This window comes from Rhodoferax sp. LS1R11, from assembly GCF_056521395.1.
Window position 1 is genome coordinate 108,483 of record NZ_JBWMAW010000001.1, and the last position, 24,372, is coordinate 132,854.

Below are 24,372 nucleotides of genomic sequence, written 5' to 3' on the forward strand. Positions count from 1 at the left end.
AGTCTCAATATCTTTTATCCAGGACCATTTGGTCGTTTGTTCTTGTCATCTGGAAGCGCGTGAGAAAGCTGTTGCCCAGCAACACATAAGGCATGGCGCCCGCCGACACGATGGCGTCCACGTCATACACCGTCACATCGCCAACCCGCACCGTGGCCAGTTTAAGCCGCCAGCCGGGCACCACGCCATTGGCCGTGCTGGACTGCACGGGCTGCCCCGTTTTGTAGTTCAGGCCCACACGTTCGGCATCCGCCACGCTGAGCGCCACCAGGGTGGCACCGGTGTCCACCACCAACTGCACGGCCCGGCCGTTGATTTGTCCCTGGGTCACAAAGTGCCCGCCGCTGCCCGCGGTCAAGACCACGCGCTTGCCACTGGCCTCACCGCTGGCGCCGCCTGAGGCGCTGCCCACACTGGCCGGGGCTTCGCCCACGCGCAGGGTGTGCCGCTTGCCCGCAATCTCCATCACCGCCAGGTCGCCCTGGGTGGAGACAATTTTGACGCCCCGGTACGACTCACCCACGGCCACGCTTTTGGGCGCGTTGCCGTCCACAATCACCAGCGCCTTGCCGCCCAGCATGCCTGACAGGGCCACGGTCTGCGCCCAGGCGCCAGACACCATGACCGAGAGAACTGCAACGAACAGGGCGGCGAGCTTCATCAGTCGCGGAAGTTGTCAAATGTCAAAGGCACTTCAGTCATTTCTTTTTTGATCAGGGCCATGGCGGCCTGCAGGTCGTCGCGCTTGGCACCGGTGACGCGGACTTTTTCTTCCTGAATGGCGGCCTGGACCTTGAGTTTGCTGTCCTTGATCAGGCGCTGGATTTTCTTGGCCATTTCGCTCTCGATGCCGTTGCGCACCTTGATCAGGCGCTTGACCTTGTCGCCGCCTATTTTTTGCACGTCGCCCATGTCGAGAAAGCGCACGTCCACATTGCGCTTGGTGAGCTTGTTGCGCAGGATGTCCTCAATCTGGGTGAGCTGGAACTCGGCGTCCCCAATGACGGTGATTTCCTTGTCCTTGAGCTCGATGGACGCGGGCGTGCCTTTGAAGTCAAAGCGGGTGACGATTTCTTTGGTGGTGTTTTCCACGGCGTGTTTGACGTCCACCATGTTTGCGTCGCAAACGGTATCAAAAGAAGGCATGGCTAAATTCCGGAAAGAATAAAAAAGGGAAAGGCTGGTGCGAGAATTGGCGCAATGTTAGTCGAGAATAATGTCCCCCTCCAGTCGTGCAATACCTTCCACATCGTGGCCAAGGCGCATTCCCTTGTCCGCATTGCCAGCGAGGCCGATGCGCAAGCTGTCGTGGCCAGCCCTGAGTGGGGCCCGCAGCCCAAATTCATTCTGGGTGGGGGCAGCAACATTGTGCTCACGGGCGATGTCAAACCGGTTGTTTTAAAGGTCGAGATCAAGGGTAAACACTTGGTCGAGGAGACTGCCAAAGCCTGTGTGGTGGAGGTCGGTGCCGGTGAGAACTGGCATGACTTCGTGACCTGGACCATTCAGCAGGGTTACCCCGGCCTCGAAAATATGGCGCTCATCCCGGGTACGGTCGGCGCGGCCCCGGTTCAAAACGTGGGCGCCTATGGTGTGGAGATGCAGGATCGTTTTCACTCGCTCGATGCCGTTGACCTGCAAACCGGCAAGGTGTTCACGCTGAACGCCGCGCAGTGCGCGTTTGGTTATCGTGACTCGGTGTTCAAGCACGCGTCCACCACGCTGGGGCTGGCGGGTCGGGCGTTGATCACCCGGGTGCGCTTTTCGCTGCCCAAGCCCTGGAAGCCTGTGCTCGGCTATGCCGACATTGAAAAAAAGATGGCTGCGGCCCACGTCACCCAGCCCACGCCCTTGCAAATCTACCTGTGGGTGTGCGAAATACGCCGGGCCAAGCTGCCCGATCCGGACGTGATTGGCAATGCCGGGAGCTTCTTCAAGAACCCCACGGTGAGTGCCGAGCAGTGCGCCGACATCATTTTGCGGGACCCCAAAATCGTGCATTACCAACTGGCCGACGGCTCGGTCAAGCTGGCTGCAGGCTGGTTGATTGACTCCTGTGGCTGGAAAGGCAAGGCCGTGGGCAACGCCGGTGTTTACGAGAAGCAGGCCCTGGTGCTGGTCAACCGCGGCGGCGCCACGGGCGGTGAGGTGATGACGCTGGCCAAGGCGATTCAGACCAGCGTTTACGAACGTTTTGGCATCATGCTGGAACCCGAACCCGTGGTGGTTTGAGGTTTTTGCCCATGGTTCGGGTCAAGCCATTTGTCGTTCGCCATGTCGGCTTAGTCCCCGTTATGGTTGCCACCTTTTGGGTGCTCGTCGTATTTGGCTCGATGCAGGGCTGGTTTAGATGGCCTTTGCAGTGGGGCGGTCTGGTCGTTTTCTCGGTGCTGGTCATCATGCTGGCGAAGGTCTGGTCACGGTGGCAGCGTGAAAAGGCGGTGCGTGAGGCGGCTTTGCCCCAGTTTCTCAAGCGCAAGCTGCGTGACACCTACCCGCACCTGAGCGGCAAAGACCTGGATTTGGTGGAGCGTGGCTTGCGCCAGTTTTTTCTGGCCTGCCTGCGCAGCGACAAGCAATTTGTGGCCATGCCGTCCCGCGTGGTGGATGCCATGTGGCACGAGTTCATTTTGCACACGCGGGCCTATCAGGACTGGTGCCAGTTGGCTTTGGGCTGGTTCCTGCACCACAGCCCTGCAGTGGTCCTGGGTACGCAAGCCAAAAATAACGATGGCCTGCGCCGCGCCTGGTACTGGGCCTGCAAAGACGAGGCGATTGACCCCAGCGCACCTACCCGGCTACCGCTGCTGTTTGCGCTGGACGCTAAGCTCCACATTGAAAACGGATTCAGCTACACGCCGGATTGCCATGACATCCAGCGCAAAAGCGACGCCGGCGGAGATAGCGCGGCGGGCACCTATTGCGGCACCAGCTTTTCAGATGGCTCCCACAGCGGCGACTCTGATGGTTTTGGCGGCGTTGACTCGTCTGACGGGGGCGGTTCAGACGGCGATGGCGGCGGGGGATGCGGGGGCGATTGAAAAAGCCACCTGAGGGTGGCTTTTTTTAGGGGTCTGAGATCCGCCGGGCGGTTGATCAGCCGAAATGGCAGATGTAGTGGTAGGGCTCGGTCACGCGAATCTCGAACGATGAGTTGCCGGGCACGCTGAATTGTTCTCCGGCGGTGGACTTGAGCCACGCATCGGAGCCTGCCAGTTTGTATTCGCAACTGCCCGCCGTACATTCCATGATTTCCGGCGCACCGGTGTTGAAGGTGAGCGTGGCGGGCAGCACCACGCCCACCGACTTCTTGGTGCCGTCGGCGAAGGTGATGCCGTGGCTCACGCATTTGCCGTCAAAGTAAACGCTGGCTTGCGTGGCGACGGTGACGTTGGCGATGCTGGTAGTGGTCATGGGGGCTCTGAATGTTAAAAAAGAGCCGCCATGTTAGCGGCTTTTAAGACCTTATTTCTTGACGCGCAGGCGGGCCAGCTCGGCCTGGGTTTCATTCCACAGGTCCATGCCCACATTGGCCGCAATGCCGGCGTTGATGCGGGTCAGCTTGTCGCGCATGCGGGCGGACTCTGCGGGGGGCAGCACGTTGACCTGCATGCCTTTGGCCTTGAGCTCGTCCAGCGCCTTGGCCGCTTCGGCCCGGGTGTCTTTGCGTTCAAAGTCGCGGCTTTTTTTGGCGGCGGTCATCAACACGTTCTTTTCGTCTTTGCTCAGACCATCCCACCACTTCTTGCTGACCAGCACGATCCAGGGGCTGTAGACGTGGTTGGTCACCGTCAGGTACTTCTGAATTTCATAGAAGCGGCTCGACAGGATGGTGTTGTACGGGTTTTCCTGTCCGTCAACGGCTTTGGTTTCCAGGGCGCTGAACAACTCGGAGAAGGGCAGGGGCACGGCGTTGGCGCCCAGGCTCTTGAAGCTGTCCAGGTACACGTTGTTTTGCATCACGCGCAATTTGATGCCGTCCATGTCTTCGAGCTTGTTGACGGCGCGCTTGCTGTTGGTGAGGTTGCGAAAGCCGTTTTCCCAGTACACGAGACCGACCAGGCCTTTTTCTTCCAGCTTGTTGCGCACCTTGTCGCCCACCGGGCCGTCCAGCATGGCATCGGCTTCTGCTGCGCTGTTGATGAGGAACGGGGTGTCCCACAGCGCCATTTCCTTGGTGATGCCCACCAGGGTGGAGGTGGAGCCCACCATCATCTCCTGGGCGCCGCCAATCAGCGACTGCTGCATTTGCACGTCAGAGCCGAGCGCCGCTGCGCCAATGGCACGCAGTTTCATCTTGCCACCGGAGAGCTTTTCGATCTCCTCGGCCAGCACTTTGGCGGCGCGGCCCTGGTTGGACTGTTCGTTCAGGCCATAGCCAAAACGGATCAACCGGGGTTTGATGTCTTGTGCGGCGGCCAGGCCACTGGCCAGCAGGCTGGCGCCCACGGCGCAGGCGATGAGGGTTCGGCGAATCAGGGTCATGAAGATCTCCAGGAATAAGAAAAGGAACGACAAAAAAAGATAGGTTCTGGCGGCTTTAACGCATCCAGGCCACCGGGGCGATCACGATCTGCGGAAAAATAACGAGAAGTGTGAGGATGAACGCATAGGTAATCAGGAACGGATTGACGCCTTTGATGACTTCGTCCAGCCGCATGCGCCCCACGCCCGCCACCACATTGAGCACCGTGCCCACCGGTGGCGTGATCAGGCCGATGGCGCCGTTGAGCACAAACATCAGACCGAAATAAACGGGGTCGATACCTGCCTTGACGGCAATTGGCAACATGACCGGCGCAAAGATCAGGATGGTGGGCGTGAGGTCCAGCGCGGTACCAATCACGACCAGCACGATCATCATCACTGCCATCAGGAGCTTGGGGTGCTCAATCAGCGGCCCGAGCCAGCCCGCCAGCGTGCCGGGCAAGTCGGCCAGCGTGATCATGTAGCTGGCGACCTGCGCCCCGGCACACAGGAACATCACCACGGCCGTGGTTTTGGCTGCGCGCACCAGCACGCCGTGCAGGTCCGCCAGCTTCATTTCACGGTGCACGAAAAACGCGATCACCAGGGCGTAGAAAGCGGCCACTACAGCGGCTTCGGTGGGGGTGAACACGCCAGTTTTCATGCCGCCAATGATGATCAGGGGCATCAAGAGCGCCCAGAAGGCTTTCACGGTTTCACGCACGCGGTCCATCATCGGCAGCGGTGTGCCCTGGGGCAGGTCCATCTTGCGCAGTTGCAGCTTCCAGGCCACGATCAGGCCGACGCCCATCATCAGGCCTGGCACGATGCCGGACAGAAACAGGGCCGAGATGGAGGTGTTGGTGGTCACGCCGTAGATCACAAACGGCATGCTCGGCGGAATGATGGGCGCGATGATGCCGCCCGAGGCAATCAGCCCGGCCGAGGTGGACATGGGGTAACCATGGGCCCGCATCATGGGCAGCAGAATGGTCGCCAGCGCGGCGGTGTCGGCCAGTGCCGAGCCGCTCATGCTGGCCATCATGATGGCCGCGCCAATGGTGACAAACCCCAAGCCGCCGCGAATGTGGCCCACCCAGGCCTGCGCCATGCTGATGATGCGCCGGCTGATGCCCCCCGAGTTCATCAGCTCCCCCGCCAGAATGAAGAAGGGCACGGCGAGCAGCGGAAAGCTGTCAACCCCTGCCACCAGGTTTTGGGCCAGCAACTGGGTGTCCCAAAAGTCCAGTACCCAGGCCATGGAGGCACCGGTGAGCACCAGGGCAAAGGCCATGGGCATGCCGATGCCCATGAAGGCAATCATGCCAACTATGAAAATAATAGCAACTAGTCCTTGATTCATAAGGGCTTCCTTGTTGTTTGTTGTTTATTCGACGTCGACCGCGTGGCCGAAGTCGATGGGGCTGCCCAGCAGCAGTTGCCACAGCGCCATGAGGCCAATCGCCAGACTGCACAAAAGCGCGGGCAGGGGCAGCAGGGCCTGGGGGTAGCCCAGCACCACGCTCACGCTGTCCAGTCCCACCACCACCTGCAACCAGGCGCCCCAGCCCAGCATGACGCAGCTGATCACGACCAAGGCGTGAATCACCCGTGTGGCGACCTTGAGCGCGGCTTCCCGGCCCGGTTTCAGCAAGGGGTGCAGCAGGCTGGTGAAGGCCATGTGTTCGCCCTGCGGGTAAGCGGCGGTGGCGCCAATGAACACCATCCACACGAAGAGCAGGCGGGAGATCTCCTCACTGGCGGCTACGCCGCTACCAAAGCCATAGCGCAGCACCACGTTGATGAAGACGGAGACCGCCATGACTGCCAGACAGGCGGCCATCAGGGTGTTCAGAAATTTCTGGGTATTGGCGTTGTTCATGCGGTGTCTTTCTCTGCGCTGGTGCGCAGCCAGGCTGTCACGGTGTCGTTCAAGTGCGCGAGCGACTGGGTCGCATCCACGCGCAGTACACCGGGCTCACCGATGGGCGACTCCAGTGTGGCGAACTGGCTGGTGACCAGGCTGGGCGGAAACAGGTGCTCGCCCGCGCGCGCCGAGACGCGCTGATGCGCCGTTGGCATGTCAATGTCCAGAAATACAAATTGCAGTCCGGGCGCGTTGGCGCGCAAACGCTCGCGGTAAGCACGCTTGAGTGCGGAGCAGGTCAGCACCGCGCCTGCAGGATGTGCTTCAAGGGCGTTGCACAGGGCGGTCAGCCAGTCGGTGCGGTCGGCATCGGTCAGGGGCAAGCCCTGACGCATTTTGTGGAGGTTGCTTTCCGGGTGAAATTCATCACCCTCAATCAACGGCAAGCCCAGGGTGCGGGCCAAGGCCTGACCGGCGCTGGATTTGCCGCACCCGGCGACGCCCATCATCACGACGGATTTCATAGTTTGGATAGCGCTATCTCAAAAGATTAAAAAAATCGGAATGGGGTTAAGGCATTCCGCGTTGCTCATTTTTTCTTTGCGATTCCCGGCTTGATTTGACAGGCCAAAGCTCGTTAAGATAGCGCTATCTTAACGAGGTGTTTTGGTTTAAAAAATAAGGGTAAACCCGAATTCATGAGTGCTTCATCCCGAAAAAGCCGGTCTTCCGGTCGCATCACGCTGGACGATGTTGCCTTGTCGGCGGGGGTCAGCCGCATCACGGCATCCCGTGCCCTGCGCGGTGCACGCACCGTCGGCGCCGAACTGGTTGCCCGTGTGGCGGAGGCCGCGGCTGCCCTGGGTTACGTGCCGGACCCCGCGGCCCGGGCGTTGGCCAGTGCGCGCAGTCACACCGTGGTGGTGTTGATTCCCTTGCTGTCAAATAACCTGTTTGTGGACTTGCTGGAAGCCGTGCACCGGGCACTGCATCCGGCGGGTTACCAGATTTTGATTGGGGTCACGCATTACCAGCCCGAAGAAGAAGAGGCGTTGCTGGCGAGCTACCTTGCGCATCGCCCTGCGGGGCTGCTGGTCACCGGCTTTGACCGCACGGAGAAGTGCCGGGCTCTGATCGCCAACAGTGGTGTGCCCTGTGTGCATTTGATGGAAACGTCAACCGATCCGGCGGTCCATTGCGTGGGCTTTTCGCAGGCGCAAGCCGGGCGCGCCATGACAGAGCATTTGTTGGGCACGGGGCGGCGACGCATCGCGTTCGCTGCGGCGCAGCTGGATCCGCGGGTGATGCAGCGGCTTGACGGTTACCGCCAAGCCATGATGGCAGCCGGATGCCACGACCCGGCGCTGGAATGGCTGAGCCCGCAGCCCTCCTCTCTGGCGCTGGGTGGGCAACTGCTGGAGACGCAGATGCGTGCGCATCCCGATGTCGATGGTGTCTTTTTTTGCAACGATGATCTGGCACAGGGCGGCCTGCTGGCGGCGTTGCGGCTGGGTATCAAGGTGCCGCAAAGGGTATCGATTGCCGGGTTCAACGACCTGGCCGGCAGTGATCAGATGCTGCCCGCGTTGACCACCATCCGCACGCCCCGCGTCGAAATAGGCGAGAGTGCAGCCCAAATGCTCCTGCAACTCATGCGCGGCGAACCGGTGGCGCAGTCCAGTGTCAATGTGGGCTGGCAGTTGATCCAGCGCGAAAGCACCTGAGCCCCAATGTGTGGTGTGCATTGACCTTGCGCAGCAATGCGGCATCTGTAACACGCTAAATTAGACGCATGAAAAACATACTGGTATTGGGTGGCACGGGGTTCGTCGGTTCGCACGTGTGTGAAAAACTGGTGCGTCAGGGCTGGCATGTGACCGTGCCTACCCGGCGTCGCGCCAATGCCCTGCATTTATTGCACCTGCCGTTGCTCACCGTGCTGGAATTGAACATTCACGATGAGTCTGAGCTTGCAAAGGCGGTGGCAGGCCACGATGCGGTGGTGAATCTGGTGGCTATCCTGCATGGCACACAGGCGGCTTTTGAAAAAGTGCACGTAGCCTTGCCGCAAAAGCTGGCGCGTGCCTGCGTGGCAGCCCATGTCAAAAAGTTGATCCATGTGAGTGCGTTGGGTGCCGACTCGTTGCAGCCGCAGTCAGCCCCGTCCATGTACTTGCGAACCAAGGGCGAGGGTGAAGCCGTGTTGGTTCAGGCCGCATCCGGCGCGGGTGCTGGTGCCGCAGGACAGGTCGGGTTTGAGTTGACCATTTTGCGGCCCAGCGTGATCTTTGGCGCTGGCGACACGTTTCTCAACCTGTTTGCCCGCTTGCAAAAAGTATTTCCCGTGATGCCGCTGGCGGGTGCCCACGCCCGGTTTCAGCCGGTGTGGGTGGAGGACGTCGCCACAGCCGTCGTGTGCAGTTTGGCGCGAAATGGCACGCCTGGCGCTGCGCCAGTGGTGCTGGAGTTGTATGGTCCGCAGGTCTACACCTTGCAGCAACTGGTTGAACTCTCCGCCCAGCTCAGTGGCGTGAACGAGGGGCTGGGTCGTCCGGTAATTCCTTTGCCTGACTGGCTGGGCCGTTTGCAAGCGGCCTTCATGCAGTTGGCGCCCGGTGAGCCCTTGATGAGCTGCGACAACCTGGATTCCATGAAAAAAGACAATGTCGCCAGCGGCACACTACCGGGTCTGGCCTCTCTGGGGATCACGGCTGCGGCGCTGCGGCCGGTGGCGCAGGACTACCTGACAGAGCGCGACGCCGGGCGGGGCTTGCTGGGCATTCGCCGACGCTCGCGCTAACCGGCTTTGCATACCCATCTCAGGCCGGAAGGGTTTCGGTGAGGTAGGTTTGCATGGTGGCCCGGAACTGGGCAATCTGCACCGGTTTGACCAAGAAATCATTCGCACCGGCGGCCATGGCCTTTTCGCGCGCTTCGTTCATCACGTCTGCCGTCATCACAACGATGGGAACACTTGCCATCACGCCGGACAAGGCCCGGATCGCGCGGGTGGCGGTCAGGCCGTCCATGACCGGCATATTGATGTCCATCAGGATGACGTCAAATGATTCGTGCCGCAGCTTGTCCAGGGCCATCTGTCCGTCTTCGCAGAAGGTCACCTGGCAGCCCATGCGGTTGAGCAGAACGCCGACAAACTTCTGGTTGACGGGATGGTCTTCAACCACCAGAATTTTGGGCACGGTGGGTGCCGATGGTGCAGGCGGGCTGGCAGGGCCACTGTCTGGCGTCATCTGTATCACGGCGGGTTCGGCCAGTCGTGGTGATGACAGCAGTTTTTTGATTGCGGTGGGGTTTGACTCGGCCAGGCCCGTGCAGGTGGGCAAGGGCAGGTACAGCGTGAACGTGGATCCTTTCCCGGTTGCGCTGTTCACCTCAATGTCGCCGCCGAGCAGACGGGCCAGGCAACGCGAAATTTCCAGCCCGAGACCCGTGCCGCCATATTTGCGGGCGATGCCACTGTCGACCTGGTAGAAACGTTCAAACAGCCTGGAGAGCACTTGGGCATCCATGCCAATACCCGTGTCCTGGACCAAAAAGGCAAGCCCGAATGCATCGTCCGGGCCAGGGGCATCGTGCACTGTCAGGGTGACGCCGCCCTGCTGCGTGAACTTGATGCCGTTGTTGATCAGATTGAACAGAATTTGTTTGAGCCGGGTGCCGTCCACCATCACCCAAGGGGGTAGGCTGGATGGCAAAGTCATTGAAAAACCGATACTTTTCTCGTTGGCCAGCGGCCGCATCAGGGCTTCAACGTCCCGCAGCAAGTCGGGCAGATGCACGGGGGCAGCCTTGATGGCCATCTTGCCTGCTTCCAGCGCCGAGACATCCAGGATGTCATTGAGCAGGGCCAGCAAATGGTTGGCCGAATTGCGCACCGTTTTGATGTAGTCTGCCTGCTGGGCGTTGAGCGAGGTGTCTTCCAGCAAACCCAGCATGCCCAAAATGCCATTGAACGGCGTGCGCAACTCGTGGCTCATGTTGGCCAAAAACTGGCTCTTGCCTCGGTTGGCGGCCTCGGCTTCGAACTTGGCCTCGCGCAGGTCCAGGGTCAACTTTTCAAGCGCCAGCCGTTCCTGTTCCTGGCGGCGCTGTCTGGCCAACAGGGCGCCCGCAGCCGCCAGAAGCAGAATCAACTGTGCCAGGATGAGCCAGACGATGTGGTCGTTCTGGGTCAGCAGGGTCGTTTTTTGTTCTTCAACCTCGCGGCTGACCAGCGAGTCTGCCGCCAAACTCAGGGCTTGAACTTCTGCACCGATGGCATTGAAGCCGTCCAACAGGTCTGCCAGCGCCTTTGCATTGGCGGGCGATTGAGCCAACACCGTTTCGGCGCGTTTCATTAGTTCATCAACCCGGGGCAGTGCATTGATGTATTCGGGCCGCTTTAGCAGCACCGTGGTGCTGGGGTTCTCACGCAACAGCGCAAGGCGGCTGATCAGAATGTCATGGCGCAGGGTCAAGACCTCTGCTTCAGGCTTGATGCGGCTGTTGACGGTGTTGTCCAGCGTCTGGCGGAACCTCAAAAACTCGCGTTCAAACTGAAAAGCCAGTGCAGTGATGGAGTCGGCCCGCATTTCCGCACCTTGCCGGATGACCTGCTTTTGCGTGAGTTGCAATACCAGCAGGATGGCCATTACCACTGCCATGGTGACTGTGCCAAACGCCAACCAGAAGAGGTAGCGCCGGTTGTCCGGACGATCCATCATCGGTTTTTTTATTCGATGTCCATGGACTTGAGTTGCCAGGCGGAGCGCTCAAAGTAAAGAATGGACTTCAGTTCAGGTTTTGAGTCGAACGGGTAGATGATGAACAACGGCCCCTTGGTCCGCACCGGAATGAGTTCGCCGTTCATCTTGTACGCCAGAACCATGTCGTATTTCTGCGCATCTTCTATTGGAATGGCTGTTTTGTAATCATTCAGGGCCACGGCCTTGATGGTGCTGCCGTTCGCCTTGGCGGCTGCCAGCACATCCCGCAACAGTGGTCCGGTGAACTTGATGGGCTGGTTGTCCCACGGCGTCTTGGTGGTGAAGGTTTGTTGTGGCAGCTTTTCGAGCATGGCGAGATCGAAAACGGCGGTGTTGCCCGCATTTTTTTCACCAATCTTGCCCGACAGCGTCAGGATCACCTTGCCCGTGGCAGGCTGCAGCGCCCAGGCCGGAATGGCACTGGCCAACGCCAGTGCAGCCAGGCAAGGGGTGATCAATCGGGACAAGACATGTGCCATGGGACATCCTGAAAGAGACAGGGATTTAGGTTTTTTTGCTTTGCTGGTCGTTGGTCAGACTCAATAAGTCTGTTCCTGCGCCCAATGAAAGCAAGCCGGTTTGCGCGTAGATGCCCAGTTTGGCCCGGGTGTCCACGATGTCGAGATTGCGCATCGTCAACTGTCCTATTCGGTCAGCTGGCGAAAAACTTGACTCGCCTTTTTCCATGGTCAGGCGATCCGGGTGGTACGTGAGGTTGGGCGACTCGGTGTTGAGCAGCGAGTAATCGTTGCCGCGGCGCAGTTCCAGCGTGACTTCACCAGTGATGGCGCGGGCCACCCAGCGTTGGGCGGTTTCGCGCAGCATGATGGCCTGCGGGTCAAACCAGCGGCCCTGGTACAGCAGGCGGCCCAACTTGCGGCCGTTGTCGCGGTACTGCTCGATGGTGTCTTCGTTGTGGATGCCGGTGACCAGACGCTCATAAGCGATGAACAGCAGGGCCAGGCCGGGGGCTTCGTAGATGCCGCGGCTTTTGGCTTCAATGATGCGGTTCTCGATCTGGTCGCTCATGCCCAAGCCGTGGCGTCCGCCGATGCGGTTGGCTTCCAGAATCAGCGATACCAGGTCGGGGTATTCGACGCCGTTGAGGGCCACGGGACGACCCTCTTCAAAGCGCACGGTCACTTCTTCGCGTTTGACTTCGACTTCGTCCTTCCAGAACGCCACACCCATGATGGGTTGAACGATCTTCATGCCGCTGCTCAAGTGCTCCAGGTCCTTGGCTTCGTGGGTTGCGCCCAGCATGTTGGAGTCGGTTGAGTAGGCTTTTTCGGCCGACATCTTGTAGCCAAAGCCAGCCTGGGTCATGAACTCAGACATTTCAGCACGGCCACCGAGTTCGTCAATGAACAGCTGGTCCAGCCAGGGTTTGTAAATTTTGAGAGCCGGGTTGGTGAGCAGGCCGTAGCGGTAAAAGCGCTCGATATCGTTGCCCTTGAAGGTAGAGCCATCGCCCCAGATGTTGACGTCATCTTCCTTCATGGCGGCCACCAGCATGGTGCCGGTCACCGCGCGGCCCAGCGGTGTGGTGTTGAAGTAAGTGACGCCGGCGGTGGAGATATGGAAGGCGCCGCTTTGCAGGGCCGCCAAGCCCTCATGGGCCAATTGGCTGCGGCAGTCAATCAGGCGGGCCAGTTCGGCGCCGTATTGCATGGCCTTGCGTGGAATTTCGTCATAGTCCGCTTCGTCGGGCTGGCCCAGGTTGGCCGTGTAGGCGTAGGGCAGGGCGCCCTTGAGCTTCATCCAGTGCAGCGCGGCGCTGGTGTCCAGGCCGCCGGAGAATGCGATGCCGACTTTCTGTCCGACGGGAAGGTTTTGAAGAATGGTGGCCATGGTGTTTGCAGTGCAGTTTGGGGTAACCCGTGATTTTAGGCGACCCACACCGGGTGGATACCCGCGGGTGCAAGGTTCATTCAGCTGGCGTGTGCCCGCCACGTGTTTTCGTCAAAACCAACGGTCACTTGAGCGCGGCCCCATTCGACCACTGGCCGCTTGATGACACTCGGATGGGTGAGCATCAGGGCGCGGGCAGAGGCTGCGCCATGGACGCCTGCGCGCGTGGCTTCATCCAGCTTGCGCCAGGTGGTGCCGCGGGTGTTGACCAGGGCCTGCCAGCCCACGGCCGCGATCCAGGCGTCAAGCGGTTGCTCGGGCACGCCCTGCTTTTTGAAGTCATGAAACTGATGTTCAATGCCTTGCGTCGCGAGCCAGGCACGTGCCTTCTTGACGGTGTCGCAGCTGGGAATGCCATAAAGAGTGATGCGTTGTGTGTCCATGGGCCGCATCATGCCGTACTCGGCGACAATGGCGGCGCTTATGAAAACAGAATTCCAAACGCTTGACGAATGGCTGGCTCACTGTGAGCGGCTGCACCCCAAAAATATCGATATGGGCCTGGACCGGGTCAAAGCCGTGGCGGACCGGATGGGCATACGCTTTGAATGTCCGGTGATCACCGTGGCGGGCACCAACGGCAAGGGCTCGACCTGTGCCATGCTGGAGTCCATATTGTCTCAGGCCGGCTACCGCACGGGCGTTTACACCTCGCCTCATCTGGTGCATTTTGAAGAGAGGCTAAGGCTGCAGGGGGAATCTGTCGGTGCTATTGATTTAATAGCTGCCTTCGCACGTGTGGAGAGCGCTAGAGGCCAAAATGATTCAGAAATTTCGCTGACTTACTTTGAGTTTTCCACACTGGCCATTCTGGATGTCATGGCGCGTGCCAAGCTGGATGTGGCCATTCTGGAGGTCGGACTGGGCGGGCGGCTCGATGCCGTCAACATCATCGAGCCTGATTGCGCGGTGATCACCAGTATTGACCTGGACCACATGGAGTTTCTGGGCCCGGACCGCGAGGCCATTGGCCGCGAGAAGGCCGGCATCATGCGCACCGGTCGTCCGGTGGTGGTCAGTGATCCCATGCCACCGCAAAGCGTGCTCGACCACGCCACCGAGATTGATGCGGATCTCTGGCGCTTTGGGGTGGATTTCAACGTGTCGGGGGACAAACAGCAGTGGGGTTGGGCCGGGCGAGGCCGTCGCTACAGCGGTTTGGCCTATCCGGCTTTGCGCGGTGCCAACCAGCTGGTCAATGCCGCAGGCGTGCTGGCGGCGCTGGCCGCCTTGCGCGATCGTCTGCCGATCACGGCACAGGCCGTGCGCAACGGGCTGGCCTTTGTTGAACTGCCCGGGCGGTTTCAGATCATTCCGGGCCAGCCCATGCTGGTGCTGGATGTCTCGCACAACCCGCATTCGGTGGCGGCGCTGGCGGCCAACCTGGATGTCATGGGGTATTTCCCCACCACCCATGCGGTGTTTGGCGCCATGGCTGACAAAGACCTGGGCCCGATGCTGGCCAAGGTCAATCCTTTGATTGACAAGTGGTATTTCACCGACTTGCCCACGCCCCGGGCTGAATCTTCAGAAGGCTTGCTCGTCAAGTGGAAGGCTCAAAACACCCGGCGTGATGCCACTGCGTGTGCCTATGCAGACCCCCTGCAGGCGCTGCAGGCAGCCATCGATGCGGCAGACCCCACTGATAGAATCGTGGTCTTTGGGTCGTTCTACACAGTGGGCGGCATTTTGAAGGACGGTCTGCCCCGTCTTCATGCCAAACACATGCCAAACAATTGATCTCCTGAGCCCCCACAACATGGCCTTTTTCAAGTTCCGCAAAAGTGGCGACGAGCAGTCTGCCACGCCCACTGCGCCCATGAGCGTCGAGGTGATGCGCAGGCGGGCCAAGTACCGCCTGATGGGTGCGGCGGTACTGGTACTGATTGGGGTCGTCGGATTCCCCCTGCTTTTTGACAAGCAACCGCGGCCGATAGCGGTCGATACGCCGATTGAAATTCCCGATAAAAACAAGGTCAAGCCGTTGACCATTCCAGCGCCCTTGGCACAAGAGACGGCCAAGCCGGAAGGCGCCCTCCCGGCGCCGTTGGTCGCGCCAGCCGCACGGGTGGCGGAAAAAGACATTATTGAAGAAAAAGCCGATCCGGCCCCCGTGGTTGTTGCGCAGGATGCTCCTAAGGGCATAGCAAAAGTTGAACCCAAGCCCGCAGTCAAGGCGGATGAAGGCGCCAAAGCGCAGGCTTTGCTGGAAGGCAAGACAGTGGATGCGACGGAGGGCCGGTTTATTGTCCAGATCGGTGCCTTTGCGGATGTCACCAAGGCCCGAGAGGCACGTCTGAAGCTGGAGCATGCCGGTTTGAAAACCTATACCCAGGTGGTTGATACCAAGGAGGGGCGCCGGATTCGTGTCCGCGTCGGGCCCTATGCCGATAAGGAAGAAGCTGACAAAGCGGCGCTCAAGATCAAAAAGCTCGACCTGCCTGCGGCCATCCTGACGCTGTAACAAAACCGCAAGCCCATGCCCACCCTGGACTGGATTTTCTTGGGGGTCTTGCTGGCCTCGCTCTTGTTGGGCGCCTTGCGTGGCCTCATGTACGAGATCTTGTCGGTTGTGAGCTGGATTGCGGCTTTCATTTTGGCGCAGTGGTTTGCGCCTGATGTGGCCCTGAAGTTGCCCATGTCGGGTGCCGGCGAGGCGGTTCGTTACGGGGCTGCCTTTGCCCTTGTGTTTATCGGCGCTGTGTTTGCTGGCGGTTTGCTGGCAACGCTGGTTAAAAAATTATTTGCGGCGGTTGGCCTGCAGCCTGCCGACCGTGCGTTGGGGGCCGCCTTCGGGCTGGTTCGGGGCGTGGTTTTGTTATTGGCTGCAACGGTGGTGATTGGAATGACACCGATGCGGACAAGTGAGTGGTGGCATGAATCTTCCGGAGCTGGCATGACAGTGGCAGTTTTGAAGGGTTTGAAGCCGGTGTTACCTGAAGCGTTTGGGAAGTATCTGCTTCCCTGAGATCGGAAAAATATGTGTGGAATCGTTGGCGTTGTCAGTAACGCACCTGTAAATCAGCTTATCTATGACGCGCTGTTGCTGCTGCAGCATCGGGGCCAAGATGCGGCCGGTATCGTGACGCAGCAGGAACGCAAGTTCTTCATGCAAAAAGCCAAAGGCATGGTGCGCGACGTGTTTCGTACCCGCAACATGCGTTCGCTACCGGGTAATTGCGGCCTGGGTCAGGTTCGCTATCCCACGGCAGGCAATGCCTACAGTGAGGAAGAGGCGCAGCCGTTTTACGTCAATGCGCCGTTTGGCATCGTGCTGGTGCACAACGGCAACCTGACCAACGCGCAGGCCTTGAAGGCGGAATTGTTCAGTGCGGACCACCGCCATATCAACACCGAGAGCGATTCGGAAGTGCTGCTCAATGTGGTGGCCCATGAGATTGAGGCCACGACCCGCGGCATGCCTTTGCTGCCCAGCGATGTGTTTGAGGCCGTGCGCAAGGTGCACCGCCGCATCAAGGGCTCGTACGCCGTGATCGCCATGATTGCCGGCCACGGCGTGCTGGCTTTTCGCGATCCGTTTGGTATTCGCCCGCTGTGCATGGGGCGCAGTGAAGACGGCACCGTCATGCTGGCTAGCGAGTCGGTGGCGCTTGAAGGCACCCTGCACAAGTTTGACCGCAACATCGCGCCGGGCGAGGCCGTCTTCATCGACCTGCAAGGCAATATCCATGCGCAGCAGTGTGCGGACCATCCCGTGTTGAATCCCTGTATTTTCGAGTACGTGTACTTGGCGCGTCCCGATTCGGTGATGGACGGTATTTCTGTCTACCAGGCGCGCCTGAATCTGGGCGAGACGCTGGCCAAGCGTGTGATCTCCACCGTGCCACCCAACGAAATTGACGTGGTGATACCCATCCCCGAGTCGAGCCGTCCGAGTGCGGCGCAACTGGCGCACTTGCTGGGACTGCCGTACCGGGAAGGCTTCGTCAAGAACCGCTATGTGGGCCGTACCTTCATCATGCCGGGCCAGTCGGTGCGCAAGAAGTCTGTGCGTCAAAAGCTCAACGTGATTGCCAGCGAATTCAAGGGCCGCAATGTGCTGCTGGTGGATGACTCCATTGTGCGTGGCACCACCAGTCGTGAAATTGTGCAAATGGCCCGCGATGCAGGTGCCCGCAAGGTCTACATGGCCAGCGCTGCACCCCCTGTGCGTTACCCCAACGTCTATGGCATCGACATGCCCACACCGGATGAACTGGTGGCACACAACCGCACGGTTGAGCAAATCCGCCAACTCATCGGCTGCGACGCCCTGATTTATCAGGACGTGGACGCCATGAAGAAAGCCGTCGGAGCCCTGAACCCCAGCATCACGGGGTTTGATGCCTCCTGCTTTGACGGTGTTTACGTCACGGGCGACATCACGTCCGACGACATCATCCGCTTGAACTCCAGCCGGGTAGGTGGTGTGGAAGGGGCTGAAGACAACTCGCGCCTCGCGTTGCCCAACCCTACAGAGTAACGATGGCAGGCGGGCCCGAGCCTGTCTTGCAGCCTCTGGATTACGCTGATCTTTCGCTAGGCCCTCGCGGGCCGGATACCCTGACATGACACAAAAAATTCGCACTCGATTCGCTCCGTCTCCCACCGGGTTCATTCACTTGGGCAATATTCGCTCTGCTTTGTACCCTTGGGCTTTTGCCCGTGCGACGGGTGGCGATTTCGTGCTGCGAATCGAAGATACCGATGTGGAGCGCTCTACCCAGGCCGCAGTCGATGTGATCATCGAAGGCATGTCCTGGCTAGGCCTGGACTATGACGAGGGGCCCTTTTATCAGATGCAGCGCATGGACCGTTACAAGGCGGTCCTGGCGGACCTGCAGGCGGCGGGTCATGTGTATCCCTGTTACATGAGTGTGGCCGAGCTTGACGCCTTGCGTGAGCACCAGATGGCCGCCAAAGAAAAACCCCGCTATGACGGCACCTGGCGGCCGGCACCGGACAAGACCTTGCCTGCGGTTCCCGAAGGCGTCAAGCCGGTGCTGCGGTTCAAAAATCCGCAAGGCGGTTCGGTTGTGTGGGAGGACAAGGTCAAAGGTCGCATCGAGATCAGCAACGATGAGCTGGACGATCTCGTCATCGCGCGCCCTGACGGCACGCCGACTTATAACTTCTGTGTGGTGGTGGACGACATCGACATGGCCATTACCCACGTCATTCGTGGTGATGACCACGTGAACAACACGCCTCGCCAGATCAATATTTTTCATGCGCTGGGCAAAACGCCTCCGGTGTATGGGCATCTCCCTACCGTGCTCAACGAGCTGGGCGAGAAGATGAGCAAACGTAACGGTGCCAAACCGGTGACGCAGTACCGTGAGGAAGGCTATCTGCCTGATGCCATGGTCAATTACCTGGCGCGTTTGGGCTGGAGCCATGGCGACGATGAAATCTTCAGCCGCGAACAGTTCCTGCAGTGGTTCAACCTGGATCACCTGGGCCGCAGTGCCGCCCAGTTTGACGAAGCCAAACTGCGTTGGGTGAATGCGCAGCACCTCAAGGCCATGAGTGATGAGGCCTTGGCACCGCTGGTGCAGGCCCAGTTGCTCAAGCGAGGTATTGAGTCCGACGACCGTTTGCCACGCATCTGTGCCTTGTTCAAGGACCGTTGCGACACCACGGTGGCATTGGCCGATTGGGCCGCAGCCTTCTATACCGACATCACGCCCAATGCAGCAGAGGTTGCGCAGCATGTCACCGACGCGATCAAACCCGCGCTCGCTCTGCTTGCAGACAAGCTTGTGACTTGCACGTGGGACAAGGCCACTATTTCCGCTGTGATCAAGGAAGTACTGGTGGTGTGCGCCATCAAGATGCCGCATCTCGCCATGCCCGTCCGGGTGTTGGTCATGGGCACCGCCCAGACGCCGTCGCTGGACGCGGTGCTTGAATTGAGTGAAAGAGAAAAAGTAATTGAGCGTTTACGTCGAGTCTGAATTTTCACGCTATAATTTGAGGCTTGGAAATAACGAATAAATTAAAAATTATTCGGTAGTTTTTGGGGGTATAGCTCAGCTGGGAGAGCGCTTGCATGGCATGCAAGAGGTCAGCAGTTCGATCCTGCTTATCTCCACCATTTTTTTGAAAACAAGACTGAAAAGTTTCGTTTTTGGAGACGGAAGTCTTAAGGTTCTGACCCCATCGTCTAGAGGCCTAGGACACTACCCTTTCACGGTAGGTACCGGGGTTCGAATCCCCGTGGGGTCGCCAAGATTCATCATGAGATGATCAAAGCACAAGTTGGTAACAGCAAAGCCGAAAGGTGATGCGACTTGGCTCGAAAGAGCAAACGTTGCCACTACCAGGAGTGGTAGTTCAGTTGGTTAGAATACCGGCCTGTCACGCCGGGGGTCGCGGGTTCGAGTCCCGTCCGCTCCGCCAGTAATTGGAAAGCCGCTATCAATTTCGATTGATGGCGGCTTTTTCATTTGGGCGATTGAAACCGTGATTCCATTCGAGCTGCCTCATGTAGCGGGGCTCGGCTCCTCCATAAAGGCGCCAGATTGCTCTGGCGTCTAGATCGAATTAATTATTTGAATAAGCGCACGTACCGCACGCCCAATCCAAATTGGGTGGGTGCGTCGGCATCGTGGCCGGGCTGGAGTTTGACTTGAGCCAGAGCCGTCAGTTTGCCGCCAAAACGCATGGGCGTTGCGTAGGCCAGTTCCAGATCTTTTTCCGAGCCGGTCGGCTGCAGGTTGACGGTTTGAGTTGCGTATTGCAACGAGCCATCAACCTGGCTTTGCGACACGGCGGTGGTCATCTGCAGAGAACCTGACATCGTCTTCAAGGGCATGGCCATGGTGAAGCCCAGGTTGTCGCCATCCTGGAGAATATCTTTTTGCGCCAGACCCAGGCTCCAGGCGGCCGAGCGTGAGCCCGTGGCACCATCGATCAGGGATGCGCCCGCATTTTCATAGCCACGGGTTTGGCCCAATGTGGCCATCATCGAAAAAGTGACTTTTTGCGCCAGGGGCACCGATCCCGCCAGGGTCACAAATGTTGTGTTGGGACGGGCTGCCAGTGCGAGCGCCCCCGTGCCGGACATCCCCAGCACCGAGTTGTTTTCCTGCAGTTGGCCTACTGTCACAACACCCGTCGCCTCTCCAAATGATTTCTGCAGTTCCACCGTCGCCAGAGTCCGGGCCGTCACAGGCGTTGCCAGATCAAGCAGTGTGGTCGAAGCGGAGGCCGCCTGCGCCATCAGACCCATGCGAAGCACGGTGCCATCCTTGAAGGTCATGCCGTAGCCCGCATGGGTGGCCGATTCGGCGAGATTGAAATACGGTGCATTGAAGCGGCTGCCTTCGCCGTTCAGGCTCAGCGGTGCCATGCCGGTGGATTGAAGACCAAAAAAGTCCTGGGCCGTGCCACCCGTGCCAAATCCGTAGGACGTGCCGCGGTCGTTCGCAAAGCTGTAACTCAGTTTGGCCAATGTCACTGCGGTGCCCGCATCGCCAAGGTACAGGCTGTTTGGGTTGCTGCCTGAAGCGGCGTATTCAGCAGAAAACTTGACGCCCTTGGCACTGACGGTGGTGGTGGACGTCACCGGTGTCGCGCTGGTGGTGACGGTGGCGGCGGTGGTGAGGCTTGCCAGGTTCACGATGAAACCGCGATTGAACTTGTCAACGGCCAGTGTGTTGACGCCTTTCAGTCCGGAGGCCAGTCCGGCTTTGGGCGCAGCAATGGTGGAGCTTGCATAGGCCACCGAGGTGCCTGTTTTGGTGCCGACATTCAGGCTGCCGATGGGCTGCAGGGAGGCGCCGACGTTGATCAAACCCCAGCCATACATCGCATCTGCCGTCTTGCGGGTTGCGCACACGGTTGCTGTCACTGTGTCGCTGCACAGATGGGTGGCGGATTGGTAAATGACCTGGGCAATGTCGGCTGCTGGCAGGAAGTTCCAGTTGCTTTTGATCAGTGCCGCCTGACCGGCGACGATGGGTGTGGCCATCGACGTGCCTGACATGTATGCGTAGGTGCTCGGCGAGGTAGGTGTCGAGTAGGTCGACGCTACGCTCACGCCAGGTGCGAAAACGGTCCAATTGGCCAGCGTGGGGTCGTAGTTGCTGAACGAAGCCCGTTTGTTGTTCGCATCCAGTGCACCCACTGCAATAATCTGGCCGTTCGCCCATGTGGCCTTGGCGAACGCTGCAGGCCAGCTGCCGGTGGCTTTGCCGTCGTTTCCGAGTGCCGCGGTGATCAGCGTTCCCTTGGTCACGGCGTTCTGGATATTTGATTGCATGGCGGGGGCCGCGGCACCCAGGCTGAGCGAAAGAATAGGTGCTTTTTGCACATTCACCACCCAGTCAATGCCTTTGCCGATCGTGATGCTGCTGGAACTGCCTGTCGTGAAGACTTTGGCCATCACCAGTTTGGCCCCGGGCGCAACGCCTTCCGTCAGTCCGCCGTAGGCGGAAGTGCCCGCAATCAGGCCGGAAACATGGGTGCCGTGTCCCATTTGATCGGTGACGTCGGTACCACCGGTTAATGCGTTGTAGGTGGCGATCACCTGGCCTTTGAGGGACGGGTGGGTCACTTGTACGCCGGAGTCCACCACGCCCACGGTGACGCCGGCGCCATTGCCTGTGGCGAGCTGGTTGGCGTAGGGTTTGTTGATCTGGTTGAGCCACCCCTGAACGGAGCGCGACCTGGTTTCGGCTGCAGTGGGGGCTGCCTTCACCAGCGTGGCGCCCGACGTGACGGGTGTGGGGGCCGCAACGGCCATCAGTTCCGTGTCGTCCGGGGTGACGTCGAGAGTGGATGAGTTTTCCAGCGCAAATGCGTTGGCGCAAAGCGCAGTCAGGATGGCTGCGGTTGCATAGTTGAGCTTGAACATGATGTCGCCTTTACTGTTTGAAAACCAATAAAGGGCGACGCAGAACCTGAATTGAATCGTGACGGTGACTCTCCTCCGGCAGCCCCGCTAGCATGGCACTGAAAAATTCAATGTCGAAGCCCGGTAGCTTTGCGTCCCCGACTTTCGTCGAGTTTGCCCTTGTCAGATTTGCCCGCTGAGGCCGCCTCGCTGACTGCGACAAATGGCGTGTGGATCGATGCCATTTGTGAAAACATTTTAGCCGGACTCGCCAAATCGGCAAGAAAAAATAACTAAAAGTAACAATTTACGTCAGATGGGTGGCGGCCTTTTATGTTGGCGCTGGCGATCACACGGGGTAAAAGCGCTTGCGCCACAATCAGCAGGATGAACAAGAAATTCCCGGAAATCACGGCGCACCAACGGTTGTTCTATGCAGGAGCCCTTGGTTTTGCCACGGAGTTGGTGCCTCTGCCGGTGAGCGTGGCGACGCATGGTCTGTTGGCTTGGTGCGTGGGAGCGTTGGTCTACCTGGGCCTGTCGTGGTGGCTGGCGATTGAGTTTGATGCCCAGCGCACACGTGCGCGGGCGCAGGCGCAAGACCAGCCGGGGTTTGTACTTTTCTTGTTGATGGTGCTCTCGGCCTTCGCGAGTATTGCGGCCATTGCCTTCATGCTGCAGCATGTCAAAGACCTCTCCACGCCGCAGCGGATTGCGCATTTGGCGCTCTCCATGGGTGCACTGGCGGTGTCCTGGTTATTGATACAGACGGTGTTTGCCTTCAGGTATGCGCATGTTTACTATCAGGAGGAGTTGCGCCATCAGCCGCAAGGCCCGGGGCTCGAATTTCCCGGCAAGCTGGCGCCTGATTATTTTGATTTTCTGTACTACGCCCATGTGGTTGGCATGACCTCGCAGGTGTCTGACGTGGTCGTCACCACGCGCCGTATGCGCCACCTGACCTTGATGCACAGCATCACCGCCTTTGGCTTCAATATGCTGGTGCTGGCCTTGAGCATCAACGTGATTGCCGGGGCGATCCAGATTCAATAGACCAGGCGCGCATCGGGCGGGGCCGGAGGGCGTCAGCGGCGCAGTTTGAGCAGGCCCGACGACAAGGCCGTGCCGCACATGATGATCACGCCGCAAAAAACCATCCATGACGAGACGGCTTCACCCAGGAACAGGACGCCGTACATCACCGCAAACACCGGCACCACAAAAGTCACGGTGAGCGAGCGCGCCGGCCCGATGTTTTCAATCAATCGGAAGTACAGGATGTAGGCCACACCGGTGCACAGCACGCCGACCCACAGCAGAGACCACCAGGCCGTGGCGCTGGGCATGTGCTGCGGCCAGAACCACACGGTGGGCAGTGCCAGACCCAATGTGGCGCCCAGCTGGCTGCCGGTGGCCGTGACCAGGGCGGGCAGGCCGGTCAGGTGGCGTTTGGTAAAACTGGCCGAAATGCCGTAGCACAGCGTCGCCAGCAGGCAGGCCAACACGGCCCAGCCCGTTGCCATCCCCGAGGCGTCGGGTTTGAAGCTGGCTTTGTCCCACGCCAGCATCGCCACGCCTGCAAAACCCACCAGCAGACCGAGAATGCGCAGGCCATTGGGGCGGTCTTTGAGCCAAACCCAGGCGACTATGGCGCCAAACAAGGGCACGGTGGCGTTCAGGATGGACGACAAACCGGTGGTGATGGAAAGCAGGGCAAAGGCATAGCAGGCAAACGGAATGCCGGAATTGAGCAAGCCCACCAAAAAAATCTTCTTCCAGTGTCTGGCCAGGTCAGCCCCCTGGCCGCGCCACAGCAGGATCGGCAGCAAGAAGGCGGCGGCAATGGCCACGCGGATGCCAGCGGTGGGCAAGGCACCAAATTCCAGCGCGCCAAAGCGCATGAACAGGAACGAGGAGCCCCAGAGCGCCGCGAGCAAGACAAAGTCTATCAGCCAGGGTTTTTTGGGAGCAGGGGAATTCAAGGTGGGCCTGTGGGTGGAGTGACGGGCGCTCGGGTCAGACCCTCGCGCCTTCAAGTTGGAGCAGGAAAATCTTGCGTTCCAGGCCACCTGCGTAACCGGTCAGGGCGCCGCTGGCGCCAATCACGCGGTGGCATGGCACGATGATACTCAAGGGATTGCGGCCCACGGCGCCCCCCACGGCCCGCACGGCCGCCGGGTTGCCAATACCTGCACCGAGGGCGCCGTAGCTTTGGGTGGCGCCCCTCGGAATTTGCAGCAGTGCGCGCCAGACGGCTTGCTGGAAAGCGGTGCCCGCACTCACGTCCAGCGGTAGCTCAAACGTGGTCCGGCGGCCAGCAAAGTAGTCGGCCAATTGCGCCTTGGCCTGTTCCAGCGTGGGGTGACCGGTGACGGCAGGCCAGTGGGCGGTGTCGGGCTGGTGGGCCTGGCCGTCAAACCAGACGCCCACCAGCTTGCCGTCCAGGGCCGCGAGAACCATGGGCCCCAGCGGGCTGTCATACCGGGATTGAACTGTGGAGTTTGAGAATTTCATGGTAAATC

At 59.7% G+C, this 24,372-nt stretch carries 24 protein-coding genes, 3 tRNA genes and 1 riboswitch; of the genes, 13 read left to right on the forward strand and 14 right to left on the reverse strand.

Going from position 1 to position 24,372, the window contains the following annotated elements; translation table 11 throughout:
* Window positions 1-4: 4 nt before the first annotated feature.
* Both AC097N_RS00520 and AC097N_RS00525 read right to left on the reverse strand, forming a co-directional pair.
* On the reverse strand, window positions 5-661 hold the full coding sequence (locus AC097N_RS00520) for a retropepsin-like aspartic protease family protein (protein WP_479578777.1): 657 nt from the start codon (window positions 659-661) through the stop codon (window positions 5-7).
* Window positions 661-1,146 (reverse strand): YajQ family cyclic di-GMP-binding protein, encoded by a 486-nt coding sequence (locus tag AC097N_RS00525; RefSeq protein ID WP_479578778.1) that lies wholly within the window; start codon window positions 1,144-1,146, stop codon window positions 661-663. Before AC097N_RS00525 ends, AC097N_RS00520 begins: the two co-directional genes overlap by 1 nt.
* Window positions 1,147-1,200: 54 nt before the next feature.
* Between AC097N_RS00525 and murB the strand changes: the two genes are divergently transcribed.
* A complete protein-coding gene (murB, locus tag AC097N_RS00530; protein ID WP_479578779.1) occupies window positions 1,201-2,232 on the forward strand; it encodes a UDP-N-acetylmuramate dehydrogenase in 1,032 nt (343 codons plus the stop codon).
* A 62-nt stretch (window positions 2,233-2,294) separates the two neighbouring features.
* Window positions 2,295-3,041 (forward strand): glycine-rich domain-containing protein, encoded by a 747-nt coding sequence (locus AC097N_RS00535; protein ID WP_479578780.1) that lies wholly within the window; start codon window positions 2,295-2,297, stop codon window positions 3,039-3,041.
* A 55-nt stretch (window positions 3,042-3,096) separates the two neighbouring features.
* On the opposite strand, the gene ppnP is transcribed toward AC097N_RS00535, so the two are convergent.
* Genes ppnP through AC097N_RS00560 form a run of 5 tightly spaced genes read right to left on the reverse strand, consistent with a single transcriptional unit; the run spans window position 3,097 to window position 6,858 of the window.
* The gene (ppnP, locus tag AC097N_RS00540) at window positions 3,097-3,414 is read right to left on the reverse strand and encodes a pyrimidine/purine nucleoside phosphorylase (protein ID WP_479578781.1); all 318 of its coding nucleotides are present in this window, start codon (window positions 3,412-3,414) and stop codon (window positions 3,097-3,099) included.
* Window positions 3,415-3,465: 51 nt separating this feature from the next.
* The gene (locus AC097N_RS00545) at window positions 3,466-4,485 is read right to left on the reverse strand and encodes a TRAP transporter substrate-binding protein (protein ID WP_479578782.1); all 1,020 of its coding nucleotides are present in this window, start codon (window positions 4,483-4,485) and stop codon (window positions 3,466-3,468) included.
* Window positions 4,486-4,540: 55 nt separating this feature from the next.
* Window positions 4,541-5,830 (reverse strand): TRAP transporter large permease, encoded by a 1,290-nt coding sequence (locus AC097N_RS00550; protein WP_479578783.1) that lies wholly within the window; start codon window positions 5,828-5,830, stop codon window positions 4,541-4,543.
* A gap of 24 nt (window positions 5,831-5,854) precedes the next feature.
* Window positions 5,855-6,349, reverse strand: a complete 495-nt coding sequence (locus tag AC097N_RS00555; RefSeq protein ID WP_479578784.1) for a TRAP transporter small permease subunit — start codon at window positions 6,347-6,349, stop codon at window positions 5,855-5,857.
* Window positions 6,346-6,858 (reverse strand): gluconokinase, encoded by a 513-nt coding sequence (locus AC097N_RS00560; protein ID WP_479578785.1) that lies wholly within the window; start codon window positions 6,856-6,858, stop codon window positions 6,346-6,348. The genes AC097N_RS00555 and AC097N_RS00560 overlap by 4 nt, the downstream gene beginning before the upstream one ends.
* Before the next feature lie 174 nt (window positions 6,859-7,032).
* On the opposite strand from AC097N_RS00560, the gene gntR reads away from it, so the two are divergent.
* Window positions 7,033-8,058 carry an HTH-type transcriptional regulator GntR gene (gene gntR / locus AC097N_RS00565; protein WP_479578786.1) on the forward strand — a complete coding sequence of 342 codons (1,026 nt, stop codon included), beginning with the start codon at window positions 7,033-7,035 and terminating at the stop codon, window positions 8,056-8,058.
* 68 nt (window positions 8,059-8,126) lie between these two features.
* Window positions 8,127-9,134 (forward strand): complex I NDUFA9 subunit family protein, encoded by a 1,008-nt coding sequence (locus AC097N_RS00570; protein ID WP_479578787.1) that lies wholly within the window; start codon window positions 8,127-8,129, stop codon window positions 9,132-9,134.
* A gap of 19 nt (window positions 9,135-9,153) precedes the next feature.
* Here AC097N_RS00570 and AC097N_RS00575 read toward each other — a convergent pair whose 3' ends face one another.
* From AC097N_RS00575 to AC097N_RS00590, 4 genes are all read right to left on the reverse strand, one after another.
* A complete protein-coding gene (locus tag AC097N_RS00575) occupies window positions 9,154-11,055 on the reverse strand; it encodes a response regulator (protein ID WP_479578788.1) in 1,902 nt (633 codons plus the stop codon).
* 11 nt (window positions 11,056-11,066) lie between these two features.
* On the reverse strand, window positions 11,067-11,579 hold the full coding sequence (locus AC097N_RS00580) for a putative pterin-binding protein (protein ID WP_479578789.1): 513 nt from the start codon (window positions 11,577-11,579) through the stop codon (window positions 11,067-11,069).
* A 25-nt stretch (window positions 11,580-11,604) separates the two neighbouring features.
* Entirely contained in the window at window positions 11,605-12,951 is a 1,347-nt protein-coding gene (argG, locus tag AC097N_RS00585; protein ID WP_479578790.1) for an argininosuccinate synthase, read from the reverse strand.
* Window positions 12,952-13,031: 80 nt separating this feature from the next.
* Window positions 13,032-13,394, reverse strand: a complete 363-nt coding sequence (locus AC097N_RS00590) for an ArsC family reductase (RefSeq protein ID WP_479578791.1) — start codon at window positions 13,392-13,394, stop codon at window positions 13,032-13,034.
* Between the two features lie 40 nt (window positions 13,395-13,434).
* Here AC097N_RS00590 and folC point away from each other — a divergent pair, with 40 nt between their 5' ends.
* The 8 genes from folC to AC097N_RS00630 all read left to right on the forward strand — a co-directional run bounded on the left by folC (window position 13,435) and on the right by AC097N_RS00630 (window position 19,413).
* The gene (folC, locus tag AC097N_RS00595) at window positions 13,435-14,751 is read left to right on the forward strand and encodes a bifunctional tetrahydrofolate synthase/dihydrofolate synthase (protein ID WP_479578792.1); all 1,317 of its coding nucleotides are present in this window, start codon (window positions 13,435-13,437) and stop codon (window positions 14,749-14,751) included.
* A gap of 19 nt (window positions 14,752-14,770) precedes the next feature.
* Window positions 14,771-15,475, forward strand: a complete 705-nt coding sequence (locus AC097N_RS00600) for an SPOR domain-containing protein (protein WP_479578793.1) — start codon at window positions 14,771-14,773, stop codon at window positions 15,473-15,475.
* 15 nt (window positions 15,476-15,490) lie between these two features.
* The gene (locus tag AC097N_RS00605) at window positions 15,491-15,979 is read left to right on the forward strand and encodes a CvpA family protein (RefSeq protein WP_479578794.1); all 489 of its coding nucleotides are present in this window, start codon (window positions 15,491-15,493) and stop codon (window positions 15,977-15,979) included.
* Window positions 15,980-15,991: 12 nt separating this feature from the next.
* Window positions 15,992-17,494, forward strand: a complete 1,503-nt coding sequence (gene purF, locus AC097N_RS00610) for an amidophosphoribosyltransferase (RefSeq protein WP_479578795.1) — start codon at window positions 15,992-15,994, stop codon at window positions 17,492-17,494.
* Between the two features lie 85 nt (window positions 17,495-17,579).
* On the forward strand, window positions 17,580-18,968 hold the full coding sequence (gene gltX, locus AC097N_RS00615; protein WP_479578796.1) for a glutamate--tRNA ligase: 1,389 nt from the start codon (window positions 17,580-17,582) through the stop codon (window positions 18,966-18,968).
* A 64-nt stretch (window positions 18,969-19,032) separates the two neighbouring features.
* Window positions 19,033-19,108, forward strand: a tRNA-Ala gene (locus AC097N_RS00620).
* A gap of 58 nt (window positions 19,109-19,166) precedes the next feature.
* Window positions 19,167-19,242 (forward strand) — tRNA-Glu (locus AC097N_RS00625).
* Between the two features lie 94 nt (window positions 19,243-19,336).
* Window positions 19,337-19,413: transfer RNA gene (locus tag AC097N_RS00630), tRNA-Asp, on the forward strand.
* A gap of 148 nt (window positions 19,414-19,561) precedes the next feature.
* Here AC097N_RS00630 and AC097N_RS00635 read toward each other — a convergent pair.
* Window positions 19,562-21,871, reverse strand: a complete 2,310-nt coding sequence (locus tag AC097N_RS00635; protein ID WP_479578797.1) for a S8 family peptidase — start codon at window positions 21,869-21,871, stop codon at window positions 19,562-19,564.
* A gap of 74 nt (window positions 21,872-21,945) precedes the next feature.
* Window positions 21,946-22,039: riboswitch (cyclic di-GMP riboswitch) on the reverse strand.
* A 198-nt stretch (window positions 22,040-22,237) separates the two neighbouring features.
* Here AC097N_RS00635 and AC097N_RS00640 point away from each other — a divergent pair.
* On the forward strand, window positions 22,238-22,903 hold the full coding sequence (locus AC097N_RS00640) for a DUF1345 domain-containing protein (protein ID WP_479578798.1): 666 nt from the start codon (window positions 22,238-22,240) through the stop codon (window positions 22,901-22,903).
* A gap of 32 nt (window positions 22,904-22,935) precedes the next feature.
* On the opposite strand, the gene AC097N_RS00645 is transcribed toward AC097N_RS00640, so the two are convergent.
* Window positions 22,936-23,832 (reverse strand): DMT family transporter, encoded by an 897-nt coding sequence (locus AC097N_RS00645; protein WP_479578799.1) that lies wholly within the window; start codon window positions 23,830-23,832, stop codon window positions 22,936-22,938.
* A gap of 34 nt (window positions 23,833-23,866) precedes the next feature.
* Complete coding sequence (locus AC097N_RS00650; protein ID WP_479578800.1) at window positions 23,867-24,364, reverse strand: methylated-DNA--[protein]-cysteine S-methyltransferase; 498 nt, start codon at window positions 24,362-24,364, stop codon at window positions 23,867-23,869.
* Window positions 24,365-24,372: the final 8 nt, after the last annotated feature.